This is a genomic window from Dehalococcoidia bacterium (genome assembly GCA_035528575.1).
GTDB lineage: Bacteria > Chloroflexota > Dehalococcoidia > E44-bin15 > E44-bin15 > DATKYK01.
Genome location: DATKYK010000016.1, coordinates 40,173 through 67,148 on the forward strand (window position 1 = coordinate 40,173; position 26,976 = coordinate 67,148).

The 26,976-nt window shown below is 51.9% G+C and carries 30 protein-coding genes; 17 read left to right on the forward strand and 13 right to left on the reverse strand.

Going from position 1 to position 26,976, the window contains the following annotated elements; genetic code table 11:
• Positions 1–185 precede the first annotated feature (185 nt).
• A complete protein-coding gene (locus tag VMX96_02750; protein ID HUU62827.1) occupies positions 186–1,874 on the forward strand; it encodes a glutamine--tRNA ligase/YqeY domain fusion protein in 1,689 nt (562 codons plus the stop codon).
• A 111-nt stretch (positions 1,875–1,985) separates the two neighbouring features.
• On the opposite strand, the gene VMX96_02755 is transcribed toward VMX96_02750, so the two are convergent.
• From VMX96_02755 to VMX96_02775, 5 genes are read right to left on the reverse strand one after another with little or no spacing between them, the layout of a single operon-like run.
• A complete protein-coding gene (locus VMX96_02755; protein ID HUU62828.1) occupies positions 1,986–2,171 on the reverse strand; it encodes a glutamate--tRNA ligase family protein in 186 nt (61 codons plus the stop codon).
• Positions 2,172–2,176: 5 nt separating this feature from the next.
• Complete coding sequence (locus VMX96_02760) at positions 2,177–2,692, reverse strand: RDD family protein (GenBank protein ID HUU62829.1); 516 nt, start codon at positions 2,690–2,692, stop codon at positions 2,177–2,179.
• 49 nt (positions 2,693–2,741) lie between these two features.
• Positions 2,742–3,641 (reverse strand): RluA family pseudouridine synthase, encoded by a 900-nt coding sequence (locus tag VMX96_02765; protein HUU62830.1) that lies wholly within the window; start codon positions 3,639–3,641, stop codon positions 2,742–2,744.
• 4 nt (positions 3,642–3,645) lie between these two features.
• Positions 3,646–4,122, reverse strand: a complete 477-nt coding sequence (lspA, locus tag VMX96_02770) for a signal peptidase II (GenBank protein HUU62831.1) — start codon at positions 4,120–4,122, stop codon at positions 3,646–3,648.
• Positions 4,123–4,159: 37 nt separating this feature from the next.
• On the reverse strand, positions 4,160–4,927 hold the full coding sequence (locus tag VMX96_02775) for a DUF72 domain-containing protein (GenBank protein ID HUU62832.1): 768 nt from the start codon (positions 4,925–4,927) through the stop codon (positions 4,160–4,162).
• A gap of 141 nt (positions 4,928–5,068) precedes the next feature.
• Between VMX96_02775 and VMX96_02780 the strand changes: the two genes are divergently transcribed.
• Positions 5,069–5,599 (forward strand): GIY-YIG nuclease family protein, encoded by a 531-nt coding sequence (locus tag VMX96_02780; GenBank protein ID HUU62833.1) that lies wholly within the window; start codon positions 5,069–5,071, stop codon positions 5,597–5,599.
• Between the two features lie 17 nt (positions 5,600–5,616).
• Here VMX96_02780 and VMX96_02785 read toward each other — a convergent pair whose 3' ends face one another.
• The 7 genes from VMX96_02785 to amrS form a co-directional block, all read right to left on the reverse strand.
• Entirely contained in the window at positions 5,617–6,921 is a 1,305-nt protein-coding gene (locus VMX96_02785) for a replication-associated recombination protein A (protein HUU62834.1), read from the reverse strand.
• A 542-nt stretch (positions 6,922–7,463) separates the two neighbouring features.
• A complete protein-coding gene (locus VMX96_02790) occupies positions 7,464–8,366 on the reverse strand; it encodes a tetratricopeptide repeat protein (GenBank protein ID HUU62835.1) in 903 nt (300 codons plus the stop codon).
• Between the two features lie 59 nt (positions 8,367–8,425).
• Positions 8,426–8,695, reverse strand: a complete 270-nt coding sequence (locus VMX96_02795) for a type II toxin-antitoxin system RelE/ParE family toxin (GenBank protein ID HUU62836.1) — start codon at positions 8,693–8,695, stop codon at positions 8,426–8,428.
• Positions 8,682–8,921 carry a CopG family transcriptional regulator gene (locus tag VMX96_02800; protein ID HUU62837.1) on the reverse strand — a complete coding sequence of 80 codons (240 nt, stop codon included), beginning with the start codon at positions 8,919–8,921 and terminating at the stop codon, positions 8,682–8,684. The genes VMX96_02795 and VMX96_02800 overlap by 14 nt, the downstream gene beginning before the upstream one ends.
• A gap of 121 nt (positions 8,922–9,042) precedes the next feature.
• Entirely contained in the window at positions 9,043–9,216 is a 174-nt protein-coding gene (locus tag VMX96_02805) for a hypothetical protein (protein ID HUU62838.1), read from the reverse strand.
• A 153-nt stretch (positions 9,217–9,369) separates the two neighbouring features.
• On the reverse strand, positions 9,370–10,686 hold the full coding sequence (gene amrA, locus VMX96_02810) for an AmmeMemoRadiSam system protein A (GenBank protein ID HUU62839.1): 1,317 nt from the start codon (positions 10,684–10,686) through the stop codon (positions 9,370–9,372).
• Positions 10,686–11,720, reverse strand: a complete 1,035-nt coding sequence (gene amrS / locus VMX96_02815) for an AmmeMemoRadiSam system radical SAM enzyme (protein ID HUU62840.1) — start codon at positions 11,718–11,720, stop codon at positions 10,686–10,688. The genes amrA and amrS overlap by 1 nt, the downstream gene beginning before the upstream one ends.
• A 245-nt stretch (positions 11,721–11,965) precedes the next feature.
• On the opposite strand from amrS, the gene coaE reads away from it, so the two are divergent.
• The 3 genes from coaE to VMX96_02830 are packed head-to-tail and all read left to right on the forward strand — an operon-like array spanning position 11,966 to position 14,572.
• A complete protein-coding gene (coaE, locus tag VMX96_02820) occupies positions 11,966–12,574 on the forward strand; it encodes a dephospho-CoA kinase (protein HUU62841.1) in 609 nt (202 codons plus the stop codon).
• A complete protein-coding gene (locus VMX96_02825; GenBank protein ID HUU62842.1) occupies positions 12,571–13,956 on the forward strand; it encodes a CoA-binding protein in 1,386 nt (461 codons plus the stop codon). Before coaE ends, VMX96_02825 begins: the two co-directional genes overlap by 4 nt.
• A gap of 25 nt (positions 13,957–13,981) precedes the next feature.
• Entirely contained in the window at positions 13,982–14,572 is a 591-nt protein-coding gene (locus tag VMX96_02830; protein ID HUU62843.1) for a CoA pyrophosphatase, read from the forward strand.
• Between the two features lie 151 nt (positions 14,573–14,723).
• Here the strand turns inward: VMX96_02830 and VMX96_02835 are convergent, their stop codons facing one another.
• A complete protein-coding gene (locus tag VMX96_02835) occupies positions 14,724–15,203 on the reverse strand; it encodes an Hsp20/alpha crystallin family protein (GenBank protein ID HUU62844.1) in 480 nt (159 codons plus the stop codon).
• A gap of 145 nt (positions 15,204–15,348) precedes the next feature.
• On the opposite strand from VMX96_02835, the gene VMX96_02840 reads away from it, so the two are divergent.
• The 12 genes from VMX96_02840 to VMX96_02895 all read left to right on the forward strand — a co-directional run bounded on the left by VMX96_02840 (position 15,349) and on the right by VMX96_02895 (position 26,913).
• On the forward strand, positions 15,349–16,269 hold the full coding sequence (locus VMX96_02840; GenBank protein HUU62845.1) for a DnaJ C-terminal domain-containing protein: 921 nt from the start codon (positions 15,349–15,351) through the stop codon (positions 16,267–16,269).
• An 86-nt stretch (positions 16,270–16,355) separates the two neighbouring features.
• The gene (locus VMX96_02845; protein HUU62846.1) at positions 16,356–16,733 is read left to right on the forward strand and encodes a MerR family transcriptional regulator; all 378 of its coding nucleotides are present in this window, start codon (positions 16,356–16,358) and stop codon (positions 16,731–16,733) included.
• Positions 16,734–16,755: 22 nt separating this feature from the next.
• Entirely contained in the window at positions 16,756–19,185 is a 2,430-nt protein-coding gene (locus VMX96_02850; GenBank protein ID HUU62847.1) for an AAA family ATPase, read from the forward strand.
• 332 nt (positions 19,186–19,517) lie between these two features.
• Entirely contained in the window at positions 19,518–20,138 is a 621-nt protein-coding gene (locus VMX96_02855; GenBank protein ID HUU62848.1) for a VTT domain-containing protein, read from the forward strand.
• Positions 20,139–20,754: 616 nt separating this feature from the next.
• Positions 20,755–21,639: a PIN domain-containing protein gene (locus tag VMX96_02860; GenBank protein ID HUU62849.1), complete on the forward strand. Its 885-nt coding sequence runs from the start codon at positions 20,755–20,757 to the stop codon at positions 21,637–21,639.
• A 3-nt stretch (positions 21,640–21,642) separates the two neighbouring features.
• Positions 21,643–22,317, forward strand: a complete 675-nt coding sequence (gene ispD, locus VMX96_02865; GenBank protein ID HUU62850.1) for a 2-C-methyl-D-erythritol 4-phosphate cytidylyltransferase — start codon at positions 21,643–21,645, stop codon at positions 22,315–22,317.
• 8 nt (positions 22,318–22,325) lie between these two features.
• Positions 22,326–22,799 (forward strand): 2-C-methyl-D-erythritol 2,4-cyclodiphosphate synthase, encoded by a 474-nt coding sequence (gene ispF / locus VMX96_02870; GenBank protein HUU62851.1) that lies wholly within the window; start codon positions 22,326–22,328, stop codon positions 22,797–22,799.
• On the forward strand, positions 22,796–24,214 hold the full coding sequence (gene cysS / locus VMX96_02875; protein ID HUU62852.1) for a cysteine--tRNA ligase: 1,419 nt from the start codon (positions 22,796–22,798) through the stop codon (positions 24,212–24,214). Before ispF ends, cysS begins: the two co-directional genes overlap by 4 nt.
• A gap of 71 nt (positions 24,215–24,285) precedes the next feature.
• On the forward strand, positions 24,286–24,513 hold the full coding sequence (locus VMX96_02880) for a hypothetical protein (protein ID HUU62853.1): 228 nt from the start codon (positions 24,286–24,288) through the stop codon (positions 24,511–24,513).
• Positions 24,510–24,824 carry a YbjQ family protein gene (locus VMX96_02885; GenBank protein ID HUU62854.1) on the forward strand — a complete coding sequence of 105 codons (315 nt, stop codon included), beginning with the start codon at positions 24,510–24,512 and terminating at the stop codon, positions 24,822–24,824. The genes VMX96_02880 and VMX96_02885 overlap by 4 nt, the downstream gene beginning before the upstream one ends.
• Before the next feature lie 637 nt (positions 24,825–25,461).
• Positions 25,462–25,683: a hypothetical protein gene (locus VMX96_02890; GenBank protein ID HUU62855.1), complete on the forward strand. Its 222-nt coding sequence runs from the start codon at positions 25,462–25,464 to the stop codon at positions 25,681–25,683.
• A 255-nt stretch (positions 25,684–25,938) separates the two neighbouring features.
• Positions 25,939–26,913: a lipocalin-like domain-containing protein gene (locus VMX96_02895; GenBank protein ID HUU62856.1), complete on the forward strand. Its 975-nt coding sequence runs from the start codon at positions 25,939–25,941 to the stop codon at positions 26,911–26,913.
• The last annotated feature ends 63 nt before the right edge of the window (positions 26,914–26,976 follow it).

Sequence of the window (26,976 nt, forward strand, 5' to 3'; positions counted from 1 at the left end):
CCCCCAAGATTGGGCGACTTAGGGGGTTGATTGAGACTATTTCAGCAGTCTCCCATAAGTCTGACTCTTGACAAAGGCAATTGGAAGTTGTAGTTTTAGCTAAGACTCAAATCGGTAGTAAGGCCAAATCTACTCCAATTCCAGAGTATCAGAATAATAGAATCGGTTATTGCAGGTTAAATTATATGATCACCCCCGAACGAGCAGCCCCCTCCGACTTTATTCGGAATATCATCAACAAGGACATCAACAATAATAAATACGGGGGACGGGTGCACACGCGGTTCCCGCCGGAGCCGAACGGTTATCTGCACATCGGGCATGCCAAGTCAATCTGCCTAAATTTCGGCATTGCCGCACAGTATGGGGGCCTGTGCAATGTGCGTTTCGACGATACAAATCCCACCAAGGAAGAAGAGGAGTATGTTCAAGCTATCCTAGAGGACATACGGTGGCTCGGTTTTAACTGGGAGGACAGGCTATACTATGCGTCGGACTATTTCGACCAAATGTATGATTATGCTGTCCAGTTGATCCTGGACGGCAAGGCTTACGTCGATGATCTGAGCGCGGATGAGATCAGAGAATACCGTGGCACGCTGGTCAGGCCCGGTCAGGAGAGTCCCCACCGAAACCGTTCGGTAGAAGAGAATCTCGACCTATTCGAACGTATGCGGGCAGGAGAGTTCGAGGATGGCTCACGATTGCTTCGCGCCAAAATTAACATGGCATCACCAAACTTGAATATGCGCGATCCGGCAATGTACCGCATCATGCATGCAGAGCATCACCGTACAGGCAACAAGTGGTGCATCTACCCGATGTACGACTGGGCCCACGGGCTTGAGGACTCCATCGAAGGGATCACCCATTCAATCTGCACCCTGGAGTTCGAAGACCACCGCCCAGTGTACGACTGGTTTCTTGACCAGTTGGGGATATATCATCCGCAGCAGATCGAGTTCGCCCGACTTGGCCTCACCTACACCGTAATGAGCAAGAGAAAGCTGCTTCAACTGGTGGAGCAGGGACATGTCACCGGATGGGACGACCCCAGGATGCCGACAATTTCGGGGCTGCGCAGGCGCGGGTACACACTTGAGGCCATCCGATATTTCTGCGAACGGGTGGGCGTAGCCAAGACCGATAGCGTTATCGATATCGCGCTGCTTGAGCACTGCATCAGGGATGACTTGAACAAGCGCGCTCCACGGGTTATGTCGGTGTTGCGCCCCCTCCGCGTGGTTATTGATAACTATCCCGAAGGCCAAACCGAGGATCTGGATGCCGTCAACAATCCCGAGGACCCCGATATGGGTACGCGGAAGGTGCCTTTCTCACGTGTACTATATATCGAGCGGGAAGATTTCCGCGAAGACCCGCCGGGCAAGTTCTTCCGACTGGCTCCGGGCCGTGAGGTACGGCTGCGGTATGCATATCTTATCACCTGCATCGGCACGGTGAAGGACGAGCGTACCGGCGAAGTTGTTGAGCTACATTGCACTTGTGACCTCGCATCTCGTGGGGGAAACCCGCCCAATGGGCGCAAGGTCAAAGGAACCATCCACTGGGTTTCTGCTGCCCACGCAGTGGAGGCTGACGTACGCCTTTACGACCGTCTCTTTAATGTGGAAAATCCCGGCGATGTCACGAGTGGTGGTAATTTTGAAGACGTTCTGAATCCCGGTTCGCTGGAGACGTTAACGGGTTATATCGAACCTAGCGTGTCAGGCGCAGTTCCGGGTACCCGGTATCAGTTCGAACGGCTGGGCTATTTCTGCGTTGACTTAAAAGATTCCTCACCCGATCGGCTGGTATTCAATAGAACGATTTCTTTACGCGATTCGTGGGCCAAGATCGAGAAACGGCTTTAAGGCAACAATACGGCCCCGTTATATCATTCAGGTTGCTTCCACCGGAAGTAGGGGCCGTAAACCTTCTTCGCCTCAGAGTCCTGGTCACGATCTATATCCAGACTCTCAAGGCTATCTACGATCGATTCCTCTGTACCATAAAAAAACGGGCAACGTCTGATCCTCGATGCGCGGGGTGATGCTGCCTCTGTTATGCCCTGCAAAGATCAAGTTAAATAGAGCGGTTCTTATGTTTCCCCCATGTGCTATGCGCCTGTAAGGGATGGGAGCAAAGCGCATGCGAACCGAGTCGCCCATGGAAACTAGTTTCCTACCTCGCCACCGCTATCCGGTAATACTGCTCGCTTTTGAGGAAGTTTGACCACATATGTATCGGCAATCCTGTCATGGATACCCTGTTTACGGTCATCGAAAGCGACCCAGAGGAAGAGAAGACCGAGTGTTATCCAGCAGATTACATGGCCAAGGAACCGCAACAGAGCCGGTCCCCAATCCCATTTCATCTCTGTACCGTCGGCATGTACTGCCCTTATCTTGAGAGCCAGCATTCCAGGGGTTTCGCCCCTCCTCGCCCAGAAAAAGATAAAGTAGGCCGCTGCGAGAGCAAACACCGGGAAGTTGGCGGGCCAAAAGCTAATTGCCATTTCTCCCCGGTCTACCATCCAGCCCCAGGCCCAGATGGGGAAGGTGAACATCCAGAAAATGCCGCTTAAAATAGCATCTATGATCCCGATAATCATCCAATCGATAATATATGCTACAAGCCTAATCCAAAACCCAGCGTACTCTACCGCAATGCCCTCTTTTTGCTCCTCCATTTAAATACTCCTCATTTATCATACCCATTCTATCATCTAGCCCCATAGCCTACAACAACAAGATTAGTTCCAGCGCCTCCTCCAGATCCTGAGCTAGATTTGAACTGAACTCCACATACTCCCCGCTCGAGGGAAGCCTGAAACCCAGATGGCAGGCGTGGAGAAACTGCCGTTTTATGATTTGCGACCGCCTGCCGTATACCTCATCGCCGACTACAGGGAAGCCGATAGCGGAAAGGTGAACCCTTATCTGATGGGTACGCCCCGTCTCTGTTGTTACCTCGAGGAGGGTATAGTTATCCATATACCTGATTACCCGGTACTGAGTGCGAGCCTCTCTACCCTCGGTGACCACTGCCATTACCTTTCGATTGCCTGGGTCGCGCCCTATCGGAGCTTCTATTACCCCCCTCTGGGGAGATAGATGTCCCTGAACCAGCACCAGGTATCGTTTTAGCACAGAGCGGGCCTTTATTTGATTGGACAGGTTTTGCTGAGCAGCATCGTTCTTGGCAACTATCATCAACCCTGATGTATTCTTGTCCAGTCGGTGAACGATGCCCGGCCGCATTGTCCCATTGATTTCGATGTCTTTGCAGTGAGCCAGGATGGCATTTACCAGGGTATAGCTGGGATGACCGGGAGCGGGATGAACCACTAACCCCGCTGGCTTATCCACTACCAGGAGATCTTTATCCTCATAGACAATGGCAAGAGGAATTTCCTCCGGAAGGGGAGTGGGTGGACCAGGAGGGGGTATCAACGCAGTGATTCTGTCACCGATATTTAGCTTCAGGCTCCCTTTAGCCGCATAACTATTAACGGTGATGTAGCCATCGCTAATCAGCCTCTGCACATAGGAGCGGGAGAGCTCCGTGCACTCCTGGGCTAAATATCTATCCAGCCGGACACCTGACCTGTTGACGATGAAATCAAGCTTGTGGCTCAACCTACTAGTCCTTTCGTTTCACGGCCCTCTTTCCCTGTCCAAACAGGAAGTAGTAAATAATAAGCACCACTCCTACCACCACAGCCGAATCAGCCAGATTAAATAGCGGCCAGGCGCCGACGTCGATAAAATCAATGACCTCCCCCAGACGAATGCGGTCTATCAGGTTACCCACGGCACCCCCAAGCATTAGCCCTAAAGCGACCCTTACCAGCACCTGGTTGAAGATGGGGTAGCGCGAGTAGATAATAATTGCCGCAATTCCAACAATGGCAGTGAGCGTAATGAGAAAGGTTTGATTGGCAAAGAGACCGAAAACCATACCTTCATTGGTACTGTAGGTGATTCGAAAAAACCCTTCCCCCGGTATCGATTGCCCCGGTGTCATGTTCGCTTTAATGAAAAATTTACTTACCTGGTCTAAAGCTATTATCAATAGAGCGACAAGGGAAAAGGTAAGTTCTCTGATGGGCCTTTTCATGCCAGTATTCCTCGAAAATACGGGAGATATTGTGGGTTTAATCCAGCATCATCCTTAGCTGTCTGATGGTTGATACCGCTTGTCCTCGCCAGTGATTGTTGGCGAAAACGAAGGTCCTCTCCGCTATATTATCCAGGTAGCGGATCTTTGGCAGCCACTCCTCGAGCTCCTCAGGTGAATAGGAGTAGTCGTATCTTTCATAGGCATGTTCATGCTGCCACCATTTCTCCTTGTTGCGCCCGTGAAAGCGTACATAGGCAATATTGCTCGTAGCCTCAGCGATGGGCGGCAGCAGATTTGGTAGTGGTGGCTCATCGACGCAGCAGAAGCCCAGCCCATAGCGACGCAGCCAGCCAAACACATCCTCTCTCAGCCACCTCACATTGCGAAATTCGACGACGACAGGCAAACCCCGTAACCGCTCCTTGAAAGTCTCCATATAGTCCCGGTTCTGGTCGCTAAATCTAAAGCTGTAGGGGAACTGAGCCAGCACGCAGCCCAGTTTTCCCCCATCTATCAGCGGCCTCAGCATTTCCCGAAAAACCTCAAAAACCGCCTCATTATCGTCCCGCTCATGTGTCATCTGACGGTTCGCCTTAACTATAAAAAGGAAGTCATCGCCAGTCTTCATGGCCATGGACTCCAGCACCGCGGGCTTGAGTAAGCTGTAGTATGTGGCATTTATCTCGCAGGCGTTAAATTCACGCGCATAGTATAGAAGCCAGTCTTTTTTGGGCATTCCCGAGGGATAGAACGGCCCCACCCAGTCGTTATAGCTGAAACCGGAGGTGCCCAGATAAATCATGGCGTCAGTCTATCACAACCACCAAGACAGAGCAAAGCATTTCCGTAACCGTGCGCCACATTTCGAGGTCTTTTCTCTGCCTGTCCACACTGAAGGAAGATCGTAGTGCTTTTTCTCGAGTTTAATTATAGAATCTAAAGCGTGAAGAAGGGAACCTATGCCCTTATTATGGAGCTTGGAAGTGAGACCAGCATCGCCGTGGGTAGGCTGGGCCGGAGGAGTGGAGAGAGCGAAATTACCTTCCCTCGAGGCTGCTACGTCTATTTTGGCAGCGCTCACGGCGGACTCCGAGGAAGGGTGAGTCGCCATCTAGAGAGTGAAGGGGCTAAGGGCAGTGGGGGGAGTCGGAAAAAGCGTTTTCACTGGCATATCGATTATCTGGTCCAGTTTGTCCAGGTGCTGGAGGTCTGGTATGCGCTTGAGGGGGAGCAGGGTGAATGGCGAGTGCGGGAAGAGAACCTGGAGTGTTTATGGTGCCAGGCTGCCAGGGAACTGCCGCAAGCTCAATTTCTCATACCGGGTTTTGGCTCCTCCGACTGCCGCTGCCCGTCACACCTGATCTACTTCCCCGCGCCGCCTCCCTTCGCGCTTTTTCGCCAGTTACTTGAGGAGCGAGGCTATGGGGCGATAAGAACATCCACCCATGATTTCATGTTTCGCATGGAAGATTAGTCAGGTTTGCTATCCCTTTACTTTTCTTCCTCCCTTTTATTTCGCCACCAGCCTTTGAGCCGCCTCTCGACCTCATTTTCGAACCCCTGGTTACTAGGCAAATAGTAGCGCTTTCCCCTGAGGGCATCGGGGAGGTTCTGCTGCTTCACAAAATGGCCGGGGAAATCATGGGCATACTTATATCCCTTGCCATATCCCTGCTCCTTCATGAGGCCGGTTACCGGATTACGGAGATGGAGAGGGACAGGGTCGTTTCGTGTCTTCTCAACGTCCCGCTGTACGTTGGAGTAGGCGCTATACAGCGAGTTGCTCTTAGGTGCCGTAGCCAGATACACCGCCGCCTCTGCCAGGGCCAGGTTCCCCTCGGGCATGCCGATGAAGTGCACCGCCTGCTGCGCCGCCATCGCCACCACCAGAGCCTGGGGATCAGCCATGCCCACATCCTCGGAGGCGAACCTCACCAGCCGACGCGCCACATAGAGCGGGTCTTCGCCCGCCTCCAGCATACGCCCCAGCCAGTATAGAGCGGCATCGGGATCGGAGCCGCGAAGCGACTTATGGAGCGCCGAGATAATATCGTAGTGCTGGTCACCAGCCTTATCGTATAGCAGGGCGCGATGCTGTAGCGCATCCTCGATGGTAGGCAAAGGTATCTTCCGTTGGCCCTTGGTATCTGGCTCGGTGGCGATGGTTGCCATCTCCAGCGCATTGAGTGCAATTCGGGCATCGCCGTTGGCCATTACTACCAGGTGCTCCAGGGCATCCTCATCGAGCTTCACCCCCATCTTGCCCAGGCCGCGCTCCTCATCGGCTATCGCCCGCTCTACGATTACACGTATCTCATCGTTTGTTAAGGTGTTGAGGGTGAAGACCCGGGTGCGGGAGAGGAGGGGGGAGATAACCTCGAAGGAGGGATTCTCGGTAGTGGCGCCAATGAGGGTGATGGTACCATCCTCCACATGGGGGAGGATGACGTCCTGCTGCGCCTTGTTAAATCGGTGTATCTCGTCGATGAATAGTATTGTCCTCTGGCCATACATACCGCCCCGCTCTCCCGCCTCCTCGATGATGCGCCTGAGGTCGGCCACACCGGCGTTTACGGCGCTTATGGGACTGAAATGAGATTTAGTGATGCTGGCAATGATGCGGGCCAGTGTGGTCTTGCCGCTTCCCGGAGGCCCCCAGAAGATGATGGACATAAGCTGGTCGGCCTCGATGGTCTTCCTGAGTACCCGCCTCTGTCCCACGATGTGCTCCTGCCCGACAAACTCCTCGAAGCTGCGGGGCCTCATCCTCGCCGCCAGCGGCGCCCCCTTTTCCATCTGCTGCTGCCTGAAATCCTCAAACAGCGTCACTGTCCTGGCCTCCGCTGCTCTTTATACTTTTCCGCATTTTTGCGATATGCTGTTTTATCTGCTCTATCTCTCTATTAGCACCAATCTCCTCAAATAGCGTCAGAGCTTGCTTTAGATGCTCTAACGCTTTATCAGACTGACCTTTATCTTGGTATAGCACACCAATGTTACCCAGTCCTGTGGCCTCCCCCTCTCTTCGCCCTATCTCCCGATTAACCTTGAGCGACTGCTGGTGATAATGGAGGGCCTTGTCCAGCTCCCCCTTTATACGGTATATCAGCCCGATGTTGCCCAGTTGATTAGCTTCACCCTCTCTTCGCCCTATCTCCCGATTAATCTTGAGCGACTGCTGGTGATAATCGAGGGCCTTATCCAGCTCCCCCTTTATACGGTATATATTCCCGATGTTGCCCAGTTGGCTAGCCTCCCCCGTTTTTCGCCCTATCTCCCTATTTATATTGAGCGCCTGCTGGTGGTAGTCGAGTGCCTTGTCCAGCTCCCCCTTATTCTTATATATAAGACCTATTGTTGCCTAAGGCATTGGCTTCTCCCCATCTACGGCCTATTTCCTTTTCTATCTTAAACACCTGCTCGTATAATTCGAGGGCCTTGTCCAGCTCCCCCTTTGTCTGGTATATATTCCCGATGTTGCCCAGGGCTGAGGCTTGCCCCTCTTTTATCCCTATCTCCCTATTAATCTTGAGCGACTGCTGGTGGTAGTCAAGGGCCTTATCCAGCTCCCCCTTTATACGGTATATAACCCCGATGTTGCCCCGCGCTGAGGCCTCCCCCTCTTTTTTCCCTATCTCTTTAAATATCTTTAACGCCTGCTGGAGATAATCGAGGGCCTTGTCCAGCTCCCCCTTGGTCTGGTATATATTCCCGATGTTGCCTAGTGCCGCTGCCAGTCCTTCCTTGTCATTCTCTTCTTTTGCTGCTGTTTCCGCCTTTCTGTATTCTCCTTCTGCTTCTTCAAAATCGCTCAGGCTGTGATAGCAGTTGCCAATGAGAAGGTAAAGCGCCATCCTTTCGCTCGGCGACATGTTAGGCTCGAAGCTTGCCTCAAAATATGGTATGGCATCACGATAATTATTATTTTTAGTGAGCACGGCGGCTTGCTCAAGATTTTTCAGCCTCTCTTCGCCCGCTCTTCTAACTACACCATCTAAAGCGGTAGCTATATCTTGCCCAAAGCCTTCACGGAGGTTTTGCTCCAACTCATCAATTTTTTGCTCAACTCGCTCAACCGTATCGGCAGTTTGTTGCTGCATTGTCTCTAAAGAAGGAATATGTTTCTTCAATCCCAGCCGCACCAAGATTCGTTTCCAACCGAATTTGAATATTGCTAGTATTATTGTAACTATTAATCCTACGACGACACCAGTTACTATGCCGAATATTGTCCAGTCCATGAGCGCTACCTGTAACTCTTCACCTTAAACCGATAGAACTGCACCAGCTAGTAATGCGCTTAAAATAGCTCCTCTACACCTTCGTAGGTGCGCTCGCAGCGCTTCGCTACCTTGCCCACGATAACCAGTCGGTCTTTATCGAAAACAGCATAAACAATCCGCCAGTCTCCAACCCGGATTCGATAGATGGGGCCTATAATCTTTTTAGCACCGTGTGGTCTTGGGGTATTTCTTAAGCCTCGGATGACCGCTACCACCCGCTCCAGGTCATCACCGCTGAGCTTGTCCAGATCGCGCTGCGCTCGCCTGGTAAGCTCACGCCGATACACGCGCCTTCCTCTGCCTCAGGTACTCCTCCAGATCTAACGCTGAGCCGGGGTCGGCACGGTATTTGGCCAGCTCCTCCTCCATGTCCCTGATATCTTCTAAATCCTCTTTATAAGCCTGGTCGATGGCCCTTCGAATCAGCTCGGCGATGGAGGTCCTGGCTTCAAATGCTAGCCGTTTGAGCCCCTCATGGGTCTCCTCCGGCAGATAAATCATTGTCTTTTTCATTCTCCGCTCCTATCACTGCTCTTGCATATATCAAAACATATATATGTCTATATGTCAATAGTTAGAGAGCGCTGAAATAGTCTCAATCAACCCCCTAAATCCCCCAATCTTGGGGGATTTTTTAAAGCTGGGGGATGCCCCCAGACCCCCGGCAGGAAGTATCCTGCATCTCTTTTTCAGCAATCTCATTCACGTTAACTACCTTAATCCGCGGGTCGAAAGAGAAGATTGCTCGATTTCCATCGTATATGTCATTGCCCGACTTGATCGGGCAATCCAGGGATTGTCTCAGCATGCTTCCTGGATCATCCGGTCAAGCCGGATGATGACCCCATAATCTGTGACCCTTTAATCCATGAATAGAGAGTCGAGCGGAAAGCTAAGCTGATTCGCTTGGATTATCACCCATGGGGAGGCCTATTAAATCTGAACTCATGGATTAAGGTTACTATCTATACCGCTTCACCTCAAACCGGTAGAGATGCACCGGCTCGTTGGGCTGGATGCCCGCCTTGGAGCGGCAGATCTCGATCTGATGGCGCACCGTATTAACCCCCTCGAGGTCAGGGAGCAGCAGCCCCTTTCTCCCTCCGCTCTTTACGATTACGCCGTATCTCTTGGGGTCAAGCTCAGCCTCGCTCTCCACTGGCTCAGGTGCGGTGAGGACATCTACGCTGTATTCCAGGTCGGATAGCTCGCCTGGGGTTACCTGGGAGAATCGATGGTCCCGGGTGGCTGAACTGATGGCATTGGTGATTATTTCCTCTGCCACATTCTCCTTCGCCGGCTCATAAGTGCCGATGCAGCCCCGGAGCATGCCACCGACCTTCAAGGAAACAAATACCCCGGCACGCTCCATCATCTCCGGTGTTAGCTCCTTAGGCCGGGGAATGGTCCTATCCCGCACATAGCCCTCGATGGTCTGCTTCGCCAATCTTACCAGCGGGTGCATCGGGCCAGGGTTCTCCACCTGTAATGCTGCCACGAGGTAGCCCACGCCAAACGGCCCCTCATATGAAAGAACGCTCGTTTTCACCGGTAGCCCCTCTAGAGCACCTAACATGATGCCGATGGAGCGAAGGCCGCACTCACCGGCATGCTCAATAAGCTCCTCATCCATATTCAGGATTGCCTGGACATCGTAGGAGGCAATGGCTTCGACCAGCTTCTCATCGAATACCTTTCCATCAGGGTGAAAGCCAGCGGGTGCACTCGGTATCAGTCGATGGGAGAGGTCGCCACTGGCGATAATAGCCACCCGCTTCCCCAGCCTCTCGGCCGCCCGCTGTAGCGCACGCCCAAAGGCGAAATGTCTCTCCAGAGGGAGCCAGCAAAATGTCAGCGGCACGAGATTAGCACCTGACATACATTTTGCCAGAAAATATATTGGCACCAGCACTCCGTGATCCAGTTCGTACCCACTCTCGCCAATGGACCGAAGTGGGATATTGTCCGCCCTTGCCTCCTCTTGAATAGCCGTCACCGCCTCGAGGTCGTTCTCGAAATAGTAGTCGGGGCCGCCTGCTCCCCAGCTCCGCATGTCGCCCGAGGAGGACCTTGCCGTAGCTATCCCCATGGCATCGTGATGATAGGCACCATGGGGGCTGATCACGAAAACCGTCTCGGGGCGATTTTGAGCCAACTGCTCACTGAGCTTCTCCATTGCATCACTTGTCGCCTTGACTTCCCGCTCTGACCCACTACCGACATCGGGAAAAAGGAGAGGGGGATGTGGTGCAATGCACCCAAAAGTAATCCCGGCCATCACTCACCTCCTGCTCGGATCATCATATTGAGATCGGCGCCGCAAAAGCGGCACCTGGAACCATCCAGACCAACTATATTTATATGATAGCCCATCCTGCCGACTATCCGGTTGCCGCAGGAGTAGCAGAAAGTGTTCTCATTCTCATGACCGGGCACATTACCCGCATAAACAAATCGAAGCCCAACCCTTTTACCGATATCATAGGCATGATCCAGTGTAGCTACTGGTGTAGGGGACAGGTTAAGCATTAGGTTCTGAGGGTAGAAGCGGGTGACGTGCCAGGGGGTCAGTTCCCCCAGATTATCGCGGACCCAGGTAGCGATGCCCTCGAGCTGCTCATCGTCATCGTTCATGGTGGGTATCACATTGGTCACAACCTCGACATGCATCCCCCACTTGTGCTTAGCGCGCTCGGTTACCTCAAGAATTCCCTGCCAGCGAGTGACCTTTGCCAGATCCCGGTAGAGGCGGTCGGTGAATCCTTTTACATCGACACAGTATCCATCAAGATAGGGGCCGATCATGTCTAGAGCCTCTGGGGTGATATATCCATTGGTCACATAGACAGTATAAAGGTCATTCTCCTTGGCCAGCTTCGCCGAATCCAGGGTATACTCAAACCATATACTGGGCTCATTATAGGTCCATGCAATCCCCTGGCAACGTTCTCTTTTTGCCCTGGAAATGGCCTCCTGCGGAGAGATGTTGCGTGATCCCTCTAAAAAGGAGGGGTCGGCACAGGAGATCTGCCAGTTCTGGCAGTGCCTGCAATGAAAATTGCATCCCCATGTGCCCAATGAGAAGACCTGGCTTCCTGGGAAGAAGTGGAACAGGGGCTTCTTCTCGATGGGGTCTACTGCTACCGAAGAGACCTCGGCATAGTTCAAGTCATAGAGCATGCCGTCGCTGTTACGGCGCATCCGACAAACACCAAGCTTGCCGGGGCTAATGGTGCATCGCCACTGGCAGGTATGGCACCTAACCCTGGAGCCGGGGAGTTTCTCATAAAGCAATGCCTCACGCATCTCCATCTCCCCCTCCCATATTCTAACATATTTAGTATGCAGTGCAACCCGATGTTAAGACATCTATGAAACCAAATAACCCCCCGTTCTTCTGGGGCAATCGCATTGCTAAACTTGACTGTCCAGCCTCACGTTGATAGACTAGTTCAGCGCTATAGATCCGAAAATTATTTGTATATGGCGCCGGGATACTTCCATAAGTTAAACGCCGATTCGATAGCCTTGTAAACATAGCGCAAAGTTGTGAATATATGGTTGTTATTGGTCTTACCGGCGGAATCCTCAGCGGAAAGAGCACCATATCGAGGATGCTCGCCGAAAAAGGGGCTGTAATCATGGATGCCGATAAGATTGGGCATGAGGCCTATAAGCCCCGTACCAAGACCTGGCAAGAGCTGCGAGATGCCTTTGGCGATGGCATCCTTAAGAAAAACGGTGAGATAGACCGCAAGAGGCTAGGTGAAATCGTATTCGCTGATCCCGATACACTTATCCGGCTCAATAGGATTGTGCATCCGCGGATGCGTGAGATGATGCGGGAAGAGATCGATTGCCTGAAGGTGGAGGGAGTCGATGTGGTGGTACTGGAGGCCGCGGTGCTTATCGAGGCAAGCTGGACCGACCTGGTCGATGAGGTTTGGGTCGCTGTTGCCCCCGAGCAGGTGGTGGTCAAGCGCCTAGAGGAACGTGGCGGGCTTAGCGAGGAGCAGGCACGGGCACGTATCCGCTCCCAGATTTCCACCGAGGAAAGGGCGAAGCACGCCGATATAATAATAGACACCGATTGCGAACTCTCTGAGGTCAGAGCTAGAATCGAGGAACTCTGGGAGACGCTTAAAAATAGGGAGGGTTATCATTGAATACCATTGAGCTGATGAGGCGCTTCATGGAACCCAGGTCGGTGGCACTTGTGGGGCTCACCAGATCTACCGGTATAATGGGCTGGAATGTCCTCGAGCATTTGCTTAGCTATGGCTTTAAGGGTAATCTTTATCCGGTAAACCCCGCTGCCGATGAGATTTTAGGATTGAAATGCTACCATAGTGTTAAAGAAATACCCGGCGATATCGACCTTGCCGTGATATTAACCCCGCGTTCCACGGTTCCGCGACTGGTTAAAGAGTGTACCGAGAGGGGGATCAAGGCGATTACGGTAGTGGGCCAGGGGTTTGCCGATAGCGATGAGGAGGGCAAGGAGCTGCAGGCGGAGCTTCTGCGCATCGCCAGGGAGGGCGGAGCCAGAATACTGGGGCCGAACACCTTCGGGACAGCGAACGCGTTTATTAACTTCAGCTCAGCTTATGTTCAGATGGATATGAAGAAGGTCCCTACTGGTATTATCTGCCAGACGGGGATGTTTTTTGGCGGCCTGCCCAATTTTCCCATATTGGGTAAAGGCATCGATATAGGAAATGCATGTGATATCGATTTTTCCGATGGGCTTGAATATTTCGAGGATGACCCCGAGGTCAAGGTGATCCTCCTCTATATTGAAGGTATGAGGGACGGCAAAAGGTTTTTGGATGTGGCCAGCCGGGTAGCGAAGAAAAAGCCAATTATCGCTCTCAAGTCGGGTCAGTCTGAGGAAGCTGCACAAGCTGCCCAATCTCACTCGGGCAGCCTTGCCGGCCGAGATGAGGTCTATGATGCCGCTTTCAGGCGATGTGGGGTGATTCGGGTGACCACTCCTGAGGAATTCGATGATCTCTCCAGAGCCTTTCTGCACTTGCCGTTGATGAAGGGGAGAGGCATTGGCATAATCACCAATACCGGCGGCGGCGGCATTATGGCAACCGATGCCTGCATGCGTCATAACCTCGATATGGCTAAGCTCTCACCGGAGAGCTCTAGGAAATTGGATGCCATCGCCCCACCATGGCAGGATTTCGAAAACCCTGCCGATATCTGGCCTCCGTCAATGATTTCCGGACACCCCTTACCTGAGGTGATCCGCACTACAGTGGAGACATTTTTAGCCGATGATAACATACATGGCGTGATTATGATCATGCCTGGATTCCCCTTACAATATGCGCCCACCCTCTTTGACCCGGTCGTGCTCGACATCAAATTTGAAAAGCCCGCTGTTATATGGCTCTATGGAACTGATGTGGAGGGCTTCACAAGCTGGATAGAAAGAACAGGGAAAATCCTGTATTACCCGACCATGGATCGGGCGTTAAACGTCCTCTCCAGGCTCAACCAATATTACGAATATCTAAATCGTGACGATGGCAGATAACCCATTGAGAGAGCAAGATAGTAAAATGCTCGCTAAAAAGATCAGAGAAATCCTCGCCCAGCGGGAGAAGAAGGATATTGTTCTCTGCGATGCTCCCCTGTCTCCCGCTGCAGTGCTTCTCCCCCTTTATCAGAAGCAGGGAGAATACCATATACTGCTTACCAGGCGAACTCAGAAAGTAGGGTATCATAAGGGGCAGATCTCCTTCCCCGGAGGGGCAAGCCACGAGCATGATCGAGGCCTCAGGGATACCGCCCTCCGCGAGACCTTTGAGGAGATCGGGGTGCGCCCCGAGGATGTTGAAATACTGGGGGAGCTGGACAATATGGGTACGCTTACCAGCAACTTCCTGGTCACCCCCTTCGTCGGTATTATTCCCTACCCCTACGAGCTCACAGTCAACCAGGATGAGATAGAGGAGCTGGTAGAGGTGCCACTATCGGCACTGGCAGATGAAAAGAACCACAAGGAGGAAGTCTATATTATCGAGGGAATTAAATTCAAGGCCATGATGTTTGATTATCAAGGCCATGTAATCTGGGGTGCTACGGCACGGATCCTAGAACAGTTCCTCGACCTGCTTTTTCCGATTATTCAGAATGTACAAAATAGGTAAAAGTAGTGATTATAACTGCTTCATTGACCTATCATTTGAGCCCACAGGATATAGTTACTGCGTTATTCCAAGAGAAGTGCTGTAGAAAGAGCGTAAAATAGAAAAGGGGGCGAGCACTCGCCAGCCCCCTTTCAATAGGCCATCGAAATTATTATTTCTTCTCCTTTTTCTCCCCTTCGATAGCCTTCTTAGCCTTGACCTCGATAGTCTTTGGCTTCGCCTCCTGGGCTCTGGGAATGGTAATGGTGAGGATGCCATCATCAGCGGTGGCCTCTGCCTTATCGGTCTGGAGGGCATGAGGAATGCTTATGGAGCGAACGAAGCTACCATGGTGATGCTCCCGGTATAGGTAGTCCTCGCCCTTCACCTCCTCCGACCCATTGGTCTTGCCCTTTATGGTGAGAGTGTCATCGGCTATATTGATATCGACATCCTCGGGCTTCACCCCGGGAAGGGATGCTTTTACCACCACTTCGTTGGGTGTCTGATACATATCAATAGGCGGCTGTCCTCTCTCGCCAAAGAGCGCTAAAGCACGAGAAGGTCTCACGAAGCTTTCCTCAAAGACCCGATCCATTGCCTGGCGCATAGTCATAAGGTCCCTGAAGGGCTCCCAGCGTACAAGGTTCATCTAATTCACCTCCTTTCCATGTTTTCTAGCAATATTATAACAACTTAATAACTGATTGTCAAGATTTATAACAGCAATTAGTAATATATACTATTGACAATATCAATAATATACTTTATAATAATCATCGAAGGAAGACTTAAATATGGCAGGTAAGGACTACTATAAGATTCTCGGGTTAAACCGTAGTGCCACCGATAAGGATATAAAGCAGGCCTATCGGAAGCTGGCGCGTAAGCATCATCCCGACGTCAACCCCGGCGATAACTCGGCCGAGGCAAGATTCAAGGAGATTAACTCCGCCTATGATGTCCTCTCCGCCCCCGAAAAGAGGAAGAAATATGATAAGTACGGCGACCAATGGCAGTATGCCGACCAGTTCGAGGCTCAGCAGGGAACACCCTTCGGGGGATCCGGTGGTTTTTCTGGCTTCAAAGCCGGCCCAGGTGCTACATACGAATTTGTTGACCCCTCCGATATGGGTGACCTGGGCGATCTCTTCGGGTTTGCCAGGGGATTTGGCACCAAGACCAAAACCCGCAGGCCGAGGCGCGGCCAGGATATTGAATATGCCACCGAGGTAACCCTTGAGGAGGCCTATAGTGGCAGCACAAGGGTGGTTACCGACATGACCGGCCACCGCCTCGAGGTTAAGATACCCCCCGGGGTAAATAACGGCTCTCGGATAAAGGTGGCTGGTAAGGGTGAGCCCGGCATAGGCGGCGGCCCCAGCGGAGACCTTTACCTAGTGGTCTCGGTGAAGCCTCACCAGACCTTTCAGCGCAGGGATGGCAACCTCTACGTTGAGGTTTCGGTTCCGCTTATCGACGCTGTTCTCGGCGGTGAGGTGGAAGTGTCCTCGCTGAAGGGTAAGCTCTCCCTTAAAATCCCACCGGAGACTCAGAATGGAAAGGTATTTCGACTTGCGGGACAGGGTATGCCCAAGATAGGCGCTAACAAAAAGGGTGACCTCTTAGCCAAAGTGAATGTGATGCTGCCCCAAAAGCTAACCGACAAGGAAAAAGAGCTATTCAGTCAATTCAGGCAGTTGCGCAAGAAAGAATAGAAACGGTAACACGCCAAATAGTGAGAATGAAGGACATTGTAAGAAGGTTGGGTTAGGTAAGAAAATGGAAATTGAGGGAGTTAAAAATGAACTTCGATGAATCGGAACCCTGCTATGTGATCAGTGTCGTAGCCAGGATGCTCGGCGTTCATGCACAGACCCTACGCTACTATGAGAAGGCGGGGATTATCGAGCCATCGCGCTCCCGGGGAAGGGTGCGTCTATACTCCAATCGAGATATCGATAAGCTGCGCCATATCAGGACGCTAATGGACGATCTGGGAGTCAATATAGCCGGTGTAGAGGTCATCCTTCGTCTTACCGGGCGTATCGAGGCTATGGAGAAGGAGATGGAGGAGATAGAACGTGAGATCAGGCAGCTCATGGAGGCCGGGTTGTGGCCCAGGCGTATGCTGCCAGGGACGAAGCAGCGATCACAACCGGGAAGGCAGCGACAGAGTTGATATCTATAAAAAGGAGCAATTGATGCAACAGGAACGATTTACCGAAAAGGCTCAGGAAGCACTGGCTCTATCCCAGCAGCTGGCTCGTAGCTACCACCATAGCCAGTGGGATGTGGAGCACATACTGTTGGCCTTGCTCCAGCAGGAGAAGGGCTTAACCGGTGAGCTACTGGGAAAGCTTGGGGTGAAAACCGATGATATGCGTCGCCGCGTTGAGGAAGTGTTGCAGCAAACGCCGAAAATTTCCCATGAAGCCTCTATGATTTACACCACTCCCCGCGCGGCAAACCTCCTGCAGAACGCCGGTGCAGAGGCCGACAGGATGAAGGATGAGTTCATAGGTATCGAGCATATACTCATCTCTATGGCTTCCGAGCGCGATGGCGAGGCTGCCAGCATCCTTAGTGATTTCGGCGTTGACCAGGAGAAGCTGTACTCCGCCCTGCAGACCATCCGCGGCGGGCATCGGGCTACCGACCCCCATGCGGAGAGCAAGTACGGCGCTCTGGAGAAGTATAGCCGTGATCTCACCATGCTTGCCCGCGAGGGCAAGCTGGATCCGGTTATCGGGCGTGATGACGAGATAAAGCGGGTTATGCAGATCCTCACCCGGCGTACCAAGAATAACCCGGTGATTATCGGGGAGGCCGGTGTGGGCAAGACCGCCATTGCGGAGGGTCTTGCTCTAAAGATCGCGGTCGATGATGTCCCCGATTCCCTCAAGGGGAAGCGGGTTATCGCCCTCGATATGGGAGCACTGGTAGCCGGCTCTAAGTTCCGCGGTGAATTCGAGGAGCGGCTCAAGGCGGTTATGGATGAGATCCGCCAGGCTCGAGGTGAGATCGTTCTCTTTATTGATGAAATGCACACCGTGGTTGGCGCCGGAGCTGCCGAGGGCGCCATCGATGCCAGCAATATGCTGAAACCGGCACTAGCCCGAGGCGAGCTCCGGTGTATCGGAGCGACCACGCTTGATGAGTACCGCCAGCACATTGAGAAGGACGCAGCACTGGCACGGAGGCTGCAACCCGTCTTTGTCGAAGAACCTAGTGTAGAGGATACAATCGAGATACTTCGCGGTCTGCGACCCCGCTATGAGGCTCACCACAAGATACAGATAACCGATACCGCTCTTGAGGCTGCCGCCCGTCTAAGCAACCGGTACATATCTGACCGCTACCTACCAGATAAGGCTGTGGACCTCATCGATGAGGCCGCTTCCAAGCTCAGGATCGATACCGAGAGCGCCCCCGCTGATGTGAAGGAACTGGGAAAAAGGGTACAGAAGCTGGTTCGCGAGGAAGAAGCGGTATCACAACGAGGGGACTACCAGCAGGCCGCCCAGCTCAAGACGGAGCGGCTCCGCCTCGATGAGGAGTATAACCAGGCGAAGACTAAGTGGCTCCAGGAGAAGCGGATCGACAGCGCGGTAGACGAGGAGGGCATCGCCGAACTCGTCTCCAAGTGGACCGGCATTCCGGTTTCCCGAATGCTTGAAGGTGAGGCGGATAAGCTTCTTCAGATGGAGGAGCGTATCCATGATAGAATCGTAGGACAGGATGATGCAGTTAGAGTAGTCTCGGAGGCTATCAGGCGGGCTAGAGCAGGTCTTAAAGACCCTAGGAGACCGATTGGTAGCTTCATATTCCTTGGACCAACCGGCGTCGGCAAGACAGAGCTGGCGCGTGCCCTTGCCGAGTTCCTCTTTGATGACGAGGAGTCCATGGTTCGACTGGATATGTCCGAGTACATGGAGAAGCATACCGTATCTCGCCTCATCGGTGCACCACCTGGCTATATTGGCTACGAGGAGGGTGGCCAACTCACCGAGGCAGTGCGCCGACGGCCATTCAAGGTAATCCTCCTCGACGAAGTGGAAAAGGCGCACCCCAACGTACTCAATATCCTCCTCCAGATATTGGAGGATGGAAGGCTCACCGATGGCCACGGCCGCACCGTCGATTTCAAGAACACGGTGGTTATTATGACTTCCAACCTCGGCACCGAGGAGTTCCAGCGCCAGGCTATAGGCTTCTCACGGCAGACCAAGAGCGAGCGAGAGCGGCAGACGAATGCTATCGAGACCGCTCTCAAACAGACCTTTCGCCCCGAGTTCCTCAACCGGCTCGACGAGGTTGTTATCTTCCAGGCACTTACCAAAGAACAGATCAAGCAGATCGTCGACCTGCTAATGAAAGATATTCAAAAACGCCTTGCCGAGCTGAATATCACTTTTGAACTTACCGAGAAGGCCAAGGACCAGCTCGCCAAGGAGGGCTTCGATCCAGCATTTGGCGCCCGCCCGCTACGCCGCACCCTGCAGCGTAAGGTGGAGAACCCGCTGTCCACAAAGATCCTACAGGGTGAGTTTAAACAGGGTGATCATGTCCTGGTCGACGCGGGAGCTGAGGGGTTAACCTTCACCACCGATCTAGCAAAGGTAGAGAGTTAATGCTAAGCACCGTAGTTTTCAATTCACTTGATATTGCAGCAACCTTCGGAGTAAGAGGAGCGCAATAAAAGGGTACTAAACGATAAATACAACTGGGTAGGAGCTTAAGAGGGGAGTCCAGACTAGACTCCCCTCTGGCGTTGGTTTTCTATGCGCATCAGAAACGCATATCAATTTAAAATTGCTCCCCCTATACAGCCTCGGCCTCGACTTAAATCGGAGTGCCGGTGATAGGTTAAGGAGATCGGGGTGAGACGCATGAAAATCTAACAGCCTGGTATAACCACTTGACTTATGTCCCCCTTCCCGCTACGCTTTTAAAGGTAATTGGCATGAACCAGTACGACGACAGTATAGGCGTCATAGCCGAGGAAGACATCGCGCAGTTACAGAAGCGTAGCTGGATAAGGCGCCACTGGATAAGTCTTGTTTCCATCATAATAATCATCGCCTTTAGTGCCGCCATCTATTTCACAGGGGGTCTATCAGGTGATCTCTGGGCGTATGGATATTTAGGGGTTTTCCTGGTCTCCATATTGGGCAGTGTTGTCATCCTCGTTCCTATACCGAGCATGCCTGTGGTTTTTCTCATGGGTATGATATTGAATCCCTGGCTAGTGGCGCTTATGGTTGGACTGGGTGAACCTATCGGTGAGATCCCTACTTATTTGGCAGGCCGGGGCGGTCGTGTTTCAATGGAAAAATGGGAGAAAAAGAGATTTCTTAGTTGGCCAACAAGGTTTATAAGGAAGAGACCTTCTCTATTTCTCTTCTTCTTTGCTTTATTGCCCAATCCTGCCTTCGATATCGCCGGCGCTACTAGCGGGGCGATGCGCTACCCGTTTTGGAAATTCCTCATATTCTTGTTTTTGGGTAAGACAGGCAAGGGCTTTATTATCGCTTTCGCCGGCTACTGGACGTTGAACCTACTGCTCAAGCTATTTATCGGTTAGGTCACTCACATCTTTCCTTTCACAAATGGGTGATAGCCTACCCACTATCAGCATGCATTTTTTCACCTCCCACTTAGTGGCTCATCCCCGCAAAAAAACACTTTCAGCATGATTCCCTTTCTTGTGCCTCCACACCAACCACCACCGATACCGCTTAATCACCCCTTGACTGACAATCCAAAATACCGATGGGCAACTGTACCACAGAAGATGGAAATATTTGCGTCATCTGGTAACGGAGTTCGTTTATCATTGGTTTCACCAATCGCGGCTAGCCACTTTAACTGGCGTGCTCGCCTGTTTACAAATAAAAAGGGATATATATCGAATCGAACGCCTGGTTGCAATATAAACCTCCAACCACCCAAACCATATTTCTTCTCGCAACTGCAGCGAAAACAGGCAAGCGCTTATTTATAACTAGCATGCTGGAAGAGTGCACAGCGCCGCTTTGACATGTCGCCTAGTTTATGTTAATCTACGCGCATAAGTTGCCTCCCAGCAAACAAGGCAAGGCTACAATAATTCATTATCTTTATTTATCATAAAGCAGTTTTCGCTAAGTTGAGGTTGATCCGCTTTCTTGTTGGCTGGGTAGGGTGGAGGAGGTGCCTATATGAGTTCCTCTTATGAGCGGGATCATCATCGTACCCTGCGGATTCCAACAGTTATTCTTCTCGCCGCCATTGTAGGCTTGGTTATCGCCTTGCTCCTCTCCGTGCTGCTTACATTTCCCCTTTCCATGCTCCCCGGGCTCTGGGGACAAATCACCCCGATTGCAGTCAGCCTTTTCCTCTGCATAATTATCATACCAATTTCAGTAGCACGAGGAAGGGAGCTATTCCGGATGTTTGGCATCACATTACCAGAAGGAACAAAAGGTATCGGTGGGCCATTACCTCACAATGGATCGCTCATCGTGGACACCAGCACACTCATTGATGGGCGCATCGCCGATATAGGTCAGGCTGGCTTTATTCCGGGGTCACTGATCATCCCCAGATTTATCCTCAGTGAGTTACACCACATCGCAGATTCCTACGATGCGTTGCGCCGCAATCGCGGGCGCCGGGGTCTAGAAATACTTACCAAACTGCAGCAGGATTCCAATATCCCCATCGAGATCTCTGATATTGATGCAAAGGATGTCCCCGATGCTGACGGTAAGCTTGTGAAGCTGGCAAAAGCTCTCGGTTGTGCCATTTTAACCAACGATTTCAACCTGAATCAGGTTGCGAGGATCCAGGGTGTCCGGGTACTAAATGTCAACGAGTTGGCCAATGCAGTACGGCCCGTGGTTCTGCCAGGTGAGGAGATGGCTATTCGGATCATTCAGGAGGGTAAGGAGTTCGGGCAGGGACTCGGCTTCCTTGACGATGGAACGATGATTGTGGTAGAAGACGGGCTACGCTACATCAATAACAGAATTGAAGTGGTTGTCACCAGGGTACTGCAAACTGCGGCAGGGCGAATGATCTTTGCCCACCCTAAAGCAGAGTGAGCGATGGAAAAGATTGGTACCATCGTGGCTGCCGCTGGCACAGGCAGGCGAATGGGTGGGGCTGACAAGATATTCGCCAGCTTAGCCGGTAAGCCTCTCCTGGCCTACACTGTCGATGTGTTCCAGAGGTGTCCCGTAATTGACCAGATAGTCATTGTGTTGCCAAAAGACAGGCTGGATCTGGGGTGGCAACTTGCTAAGAGGTATCAGTGGTCCAAGGTGACAGATATATGTCCAGGCGGGTCACGGCGGCAGGATTCGGTAAAGGAGGGTCTGCAGAGGCTAGCTGACTGCCAGTGGATAGTGATACACGACGGGGCTCGCCCCTGCCTTAGCCAGGAACTGATTGAGAAAGGGCTTAAAGAGGCCCGTCAGAGTGGAGCTGCCGTCCCCGCCCTGCCGGTTACCGATACTATCAAAGTTGTTTCCACAGACTCCTTCGTTGTGGAAACGCCGCTTCGTCAGCGTCTGTGGTCGGTGCAGACGCCTCAGGTATTTCGATGCGATATAATAAATGAGGCCTACCGAAAGGTTCGTGGCGATGTAACCGACGATGCCGCCTTGGTGGAGAACCTGGGGTATAAAGTCAAGGTCTATCCGGGCTCTGACACTAACATCAAGGTGACTAAGCCTGAGGACCTTTACCTAGCTGAGGCTATTATCAGGACGCAAAGCTAGATCGAAAAATGCGCGTTGGAATCGGCTATGATGTTCATCCCCTGGTCGCAGGGCGCCCCCTGGTGCTCGGCGGCGTGACTGTGACCTTCGGTAGCGGCCTCCAGGGTCATAGCGATGCCGATGTGCTAACTCATGCCATCATCGATGCCCTCCTCGGCGCTATCTCTTTAAGGGATATCGGCACCCATTTCCCCGATGCCGACCCCCAGTATAAAGATATATCCAGCATGACCCTCCTGAATCGTGTCGGCGAAATGCTACATGATAGAGGCTTCAAGATCGAAAACATAGATGCCACCATCCTTTGTGAGCAGCCCCGTCTAGCAAATCACATCGACGAAATGCGCCGAAACATCTGCACAGCCGTTGCCATAGATATAGAACAGGTCTCGGTGAAGGCAACTACCTCAGCGGGGCTGGGCTTTCTGGGAGAAAGCAGGGGAATTGCCACACATGCGGTTGCCCTGGTTGAGAGAAAATGAGAATCTATAACACCCTCTCTGGTCGAAAAGAGGAATTTACCCCGGGGGGCGACCCGATAAAGATATACGTCTGCGGGGTTACCCCCTATAGCGAGTGCCACATCGGGCACGCTATGAGCTATATCATCTTCGATGTAATAAGGCGTTATCTTGAGTTTCGCGGATACCGGGTGAGATACGTTCAGAACTTTACCGATGTCGATGACAAGATTATCGCCCGCGCCAGTCAATCAGGTCTTTCCACCCAGGAGCTGGCCCAGAAGTTTATCGAGCAGTACCACTCAGACATGGATGCCCTTAATGTAAAAAGGGCCGATGACTACCCCAGGGCTACTGAGGAAATCCCCAAGATCATCGAGGTCGTCTCCGGCCTTATTGAAAGCGGACACGCCTATCAATCAGGGAATGATGTCTATTTCCGGTTGAGTAGCTTTCCCCAGTACGGAAAGCTGAGCCACCGAAGCCTGAGCGAGATGATGACGGGCACCAGTTGCGATGAAAAAAGCAATAAAGAGCATGCGATGGACTTCGCACTATGGAAGGCGGCCAAGCCCGGTGAGCCTCAGTGGGAGAGCCCCTGGGGCCAGGGGAGGCCCGGCTGGCACATCGAGTGCAGCGCCATGTCCCTAAAATACCTGGGTGAGACACTTGATATTCATGGCGGAGGGCAGGACCTAGTATTCCCCCACCACGAGAACGAGATCGCCCAGTCAGAAGCCTTCACTGGCGTTAGCCCATTTGCTCGGTACTGGATGCACAACGGGCTGATGCAGCTCGGTGAGGAGAAGATGAGCAAATCACTGGGCAATCTTATTACGGTTAAAGAGGCACTGGAGCGCTATAGCGCCGATGCCATCAGGCTCTTTGTCCTAAGCTCCCACTACCGAAGCCCCCTTACCTATACCGAGGATGGGTTAGAAGCTGCTCATAGAGGGTCAGTGAGGCTCCGCCTTGCAGCGCATCGCGAGAGCGGCGATGGTCCACCAGTGCCCCAGGCTGCGACTTGCCGCCAGCGCTTCACCCAGGCCATGGACGATGATTTCAATACCGCCCAGGCCATCGCCGCCCTATTCGACCTTGCCTCAGAGATCAACCGGGCAGCGGATGAAGGGCATTCTATTGAAAAAGCACAGCGAGAGCTAATAGAGCTGGCTGGAGTAATGGGTCTGACGTTCAAGGGATACCGCTTCAGTGTTGATATCAATGCAGTGGTAGAATTAGCAGGTCAGATCGGTATTACCCTGAAAAAGGATGCAACAGATGATGAATGCATCCAGCAGATAGTCGATAAACGGCAGGAGAAACGGTTGAGGCGAGAGTGGGCAGATGCCGATGAGATTCGCGACAGGCTGGCAAAGCTGGGGGTAATCCAGGAAGACACCCCTCAAGGCACAGTATGGCGCTACAAGAGATAAGCACCAGGTCTTGAAGTTCCATTTATTGGATGTATAATTACGGTATCCATATGCTATATGGAGGTGAGAGTGTGAGGACGCTGGAATTTGTTGCCCTAGTACTGATCGGCACCGGTATCCTGGGAATCATCGGCTGGACTGCCAGGTCTTTCTTCAACGATCCTCTCGTCCCCCTTAGTATCCGGGTTCTCGCCGGTATTGCTTCAGTAGGGTTTGTCCTGCTCCTGGGATATGTGAGCGGGGACAGGATTCAGAAGGCACGCAGGGAACCCAAGGCGATCAAGGAGGTAAAATATTGATAATAGTAACCTCGGACCACATAGAGGGTAATAAGATAGTGAAGACCCTGGGTATGGTCAAGGGCAGCACTATCAGGGCCCGGCATATTGGAAGGGATATCACCGCAGGACTGCGCAGCATCGTTGGCGGGGAGATCTCCGAATATACTAAGCTCATGGCTGAGGCCAGAGAGCAGGCCATCCAGAGAATGGTCGAGCAGGCGGAGGAGATGGGAGCCAATGCAATCCTTGATACCAGATTCGTCACCTCGATGGTGATGAGCGGCGCGTCCGAACTCCTGGTCTATGGAACAGCGGTGGTGGTGGAGTAAACCAAAGACATTGAATTCAATAACAACTTTAGAATGCGTGTTATAACTGTGGAAAGCTTTTTAAAACGATGGTTCAAGAAAGCAAGCGCCATTGCAGACTTTGAAAGAGTCATCAGCCTACCACGGAATATGTAGCCTATTAGAGTGGCAATGCACTATATAAAGTAATCAAGGAGATAGTGCTAATCTCTATCCTCCTATTGCTGGTCAAGCCTGGCTCAGCGCCTGACAGCCTTTTTACGCTTCGTATTACTGAGGCGCCAAGGCTATAAAGAAGCTGTAATAGACTAGAGCGCTCACCAAGATGAATTAGTAGCGAGCGACCCTGACAAACTATTGCCCCCAGCGTATATCCCACCCGCACCCTTTGCCGACCGTTCCCGCACCGCTGGCGTGAGGGACTGGCAGGCGCGGAAGGTTTGTAATATATAGTCTGAGGTTATTATGCAAAATATTCGTATAAAGAGGAGAGTAAATAACCAGCCATTAGGAGATAAAAATGTAGGTTGTGATAATCTCTTACACGCGGGTGACTACCCCAGAGTAGTCAGCCCTTCTTCCGTAGAGCCCACAGCATTGACAGGCAAAGCTCCTCGCAGTATTATCTGCTCATATGATTTATGGGGGAATGTAAATAATGGAAGAACAACAACTGCTAATGCAGATTAGAGATGCTCTAATACAGATTGATAAGAGTTTGGATGACAAATGGAAGCAACTGGAGACTTGGAAAAACGAGTCTGATATGTTGGTTGAATCCAGATGGAAGCTTATAGAGAAATGGATGAGCATGTCAACTGATGCAAGATCTGATTTGAAGGACATAAGAGATAGGATAGTGCTATTCGTTAAATTATAGCGATGGCCTATGTGGCTGGTATAAGTTAGCCCTCTCTTTATTCAGGCCTGTATGAGGTGAAGGCCATGTAGCTCTTGCCGCTACATCATCAACTCACTGTAAAACTCGAGAAAATAAACGAGCTTCTACACTGCTGAAAAACTGCTATTGGCCGGTTAGAGGGGCTATTTACCTGCAGAGGGCAGCGAGTATCACAGTACTTAACTGGCTGCAACCGACGCAAAGTACTCTGCAAAAGCTCGAAGGTAAAAGGGATTGCTAAGAGAAGAATCTACGACATTCGGCCCACCTCAAGTTCATCTTCCAGAAGATGAAGGCGCTCACCCCAAGGTACTGTTCGAGTGGTGGTACGGGAATTTCACACTGATGGATTCTAATAGCCGGTCATACGGGGCTATGGTGGCCTATTTTAACGCCGCTCTCAGGGTGTTGTCGATTTCCGACCTTAAGGAAAAGCAGTTTTATCACGAGGCTTCCCTTTCCAAGCTATACTGTGCCCAGAGGTTCCTGGATCTTCGCTGGGGATCGCATGATCGTTGGTTTCACAGTAGCCCGGACGCGCTCTTTTATCACCTCCATTCCCATGGCACAGAGATTGGCCTCAACGTAGATCTGGTTTCACAGAAACCACCTCTCTTGGCCAGTGGCGATGGCCTCATTAGATGGCCCTTCGGGAGTTCCTACTACTACTCGCTAACCAGAATTCGGGTTAAGGGGCAGATCGAACTATCGGGAGCGACGATAGATGTTGAAGGGATGGGCTGGATGGACCATCAGTGGATGGATTTTATACCAGCAGCAGTGATACGAAGCTATGAGTGGTTCTCCATCCAGCTTGATAACAATACCGAGATCGTCTTTTGGCAAGCCATCAGAAACAATGGGTCAATTGTATCGCGTCCCCTGACAATAATATTCCCTGATAACTCGGTCTTCTACACTAAGGATTTCTTATTGCAAAGGATGCAGTCGTGGGTTTCTCCTGATAGCGGCTGTGAGTACGGAATCCTATGGCGAGTTCAGGAGGATTCTCAAGCCCTGGATTTGGAGATCAAGGCGGCATACCCGGAACAGGAGATAAAAATACCTGTGGCCCTCCCGGGGTTCTACCCAGCATTCTGGGAAGGGAGGACGACTGTATCAGGGCAATTAGCTGGCAGGACCGTTTCAGGGATTGGATACACCGAACTCTTCCGGCCTCATAGCAGCCGAGGAGAGGAAGTCCGATAACTGTCCGACGTCAGTAAACAGGTAAATATAACTGCTCTCCATCTCCCTGGCGCCTGTTTTAAA